The sequence below is a fragment of the Streptomyces sp. JHA26 genome (genome assembly GCF_002005565.1).
In the GTDB taxonomy this organism is placed as follows: domain Bacteria; phylum Actinomycetota; class Actinomycetes; order Streptomycetales; family Streptomycetaceae; genus Streptomyces.
In genome coordinates, this window is sequence record NZ_BDJC01000140.1 from 1 (window position 1) to 1,506 (window position 1,506).

The 1,506-nt window shown below is 65.9% G+C and carries 2 protein-coding genes; one reads left to right on the forward strand and one right to left on the reverse strand.

Features of this window, described 5'->3' with window-relative positions; translation table 11 throughout:
- Positions 1-42: 42 nt before the first annotated feature.
- A complete protein-coding gene (locus JHAT_RS33385) occupies positions 43-867 on the reverse strand; it encodes an IS5 family transposase (protein WP_077802010.1) in 825 nt (274 codons plus the stop codon).
- Between the two features lie 293 nt (positions 868-1,160).
- On the opposite strand from JHAT_RS33385, the gene JHAT_RS33390 reads away from it, so the two are divergent.
- A partial coding sequence (locus JHAT_RS33390) for a transposase (RefSeq protein ID WP_077802011.1) occupies positions 1,161-1,506 on the forward strand: 346 nt, incomplete at its 3' end.

The window sequence follows — 1,506 nt, forward strand, 5'->3', positions numbered from 1 at the left end:
CCTAAGTGAGCGTTTGATTCTCGGTTGTCTGTTTTATTTGGCTTAGCTCTCGCGCCAGTTGTGGGTGGCTTCGTGGGTGAGGCGGCGGGTCATGAGGTTGATGGCGGCGAGTTGGATCATGGCTGCCGATCGGTGGGGGTGGGTTTCGTAGTCGCGGGCCAGACGGCGGTGGTGCATGAGCCAGCCGAGGGTGCGTTCGATGACCCAGCGGCGGGGTTGGACGTGGAAGCCGCGGGTGGTGGGGGCGCGTTGGACGATCTCGAGGTCGATGCCGAGGTGGGCGGCGTGTTCGACGGCTTTGGTCTTGTAGCCGTTGTCGGCCCAGGCTTTGGTGATGGTGGGGTGGCGTGCGGCGATGTCGGCGAGGAGGTGGGTGCCGGCGGCGGAGTCGTGGACGCTGGCGGCGGTGACGGTGACGGCCAGGAGGAGGCCGAGGGTGTCGGTGACGAGGTGCCGCTTGCGTCCGATGATCTTCTTGGCGGGGTCGATGCCTTGGCTGGTCAGGTGGACGGTGGCGGAGGTTTTGATGCTCTGGCTGTCGATCAGGCAGGCGCTGGGCTCGCTGGTGCGGCCTTCGGCTTGGCGGACTTTGCCGCGTAACAGGCCGGTGAGCTGGTCGAAGATGCCGTCGGCTTCCCAGCGGGCGAAGTAGCCGTAGACGGTCTGGTGGGGTGGGAAGTCGTGGGGTAGGTAGCGCCAGGGGATGCCGGTGCGGTCGACGTAGAGGATGGCGTTCATCAGGGCGCGCAGGTCGTGGGTGGGTTTGCGGATGCCGTTGCGGGCCTGGCGCCAGGCTTCGAGGGTGGGGCGGATGAGTTCCCAGCGGGCGTCGGACAGGTCGCTGGGGTAGGGCCGTGAGGGCTGCATGATGTCTGCGTACGCGGCGGCAGCCGGCCTGAGCAGGGCGTGTGCGGGGGTGCCGGGTGCACTGGGGCGTGCGTCTGCAACTCGGTGTGAACCGGTAGGTTTCTAAATGAGACAGGAGCTCTTGTAAGGAAACTGGCGCATTGCTGCTCTGCTGATTGCCGCAGAAGTCGTGTTTCCGGCAAATCGCTTCGTTGAGCGCTCGATCTGGCTCCTGAAATTCATGACGAACCATCCAATACCAGAATCAAACGCTCACTAAGAAGTCGTCTCATTTGGGCTCGTAATCTTGAGGCATGACGATCGTGGAGCGGCTGGTCCCGGACGGGTTGTGGGAGTTGTTCCAGCGGGTGGTACCGCCCGCACCGACGCGCCCGCAGGGCGGTGGGCGGCGCCGGTACGGCGACCGTGAGGTGCTGGCGGCGATCATCTTCGTGGCCACCTCCGGCTGTACCTGGCGACAGTTGCCGCCGGTCTTCGGTCCGTCGGGGCCGACCGCGCACCGGCGCTTCACCGAGTGGAGCGCCGCCCGGGTCTGGGCGAAGCTGCACCGTCTGGTCCTGGACGAGCTGGGCTCGCGCGGTGAGCTGGACTGGTCGCGGTGCGCAATCGACTCGGTGAACATGCGGGCCCTGAAAGGGG

Excerpts from the sequence above, each read along its gene's own strand:
- JHAT_RS33385 (WP_077802010.1), bottom strand. The coding sequence starts at position 867 with ATGCAGCCCTCACGGCCCTACCCCAGCGACCTGTCCGACGCCCGCTGG.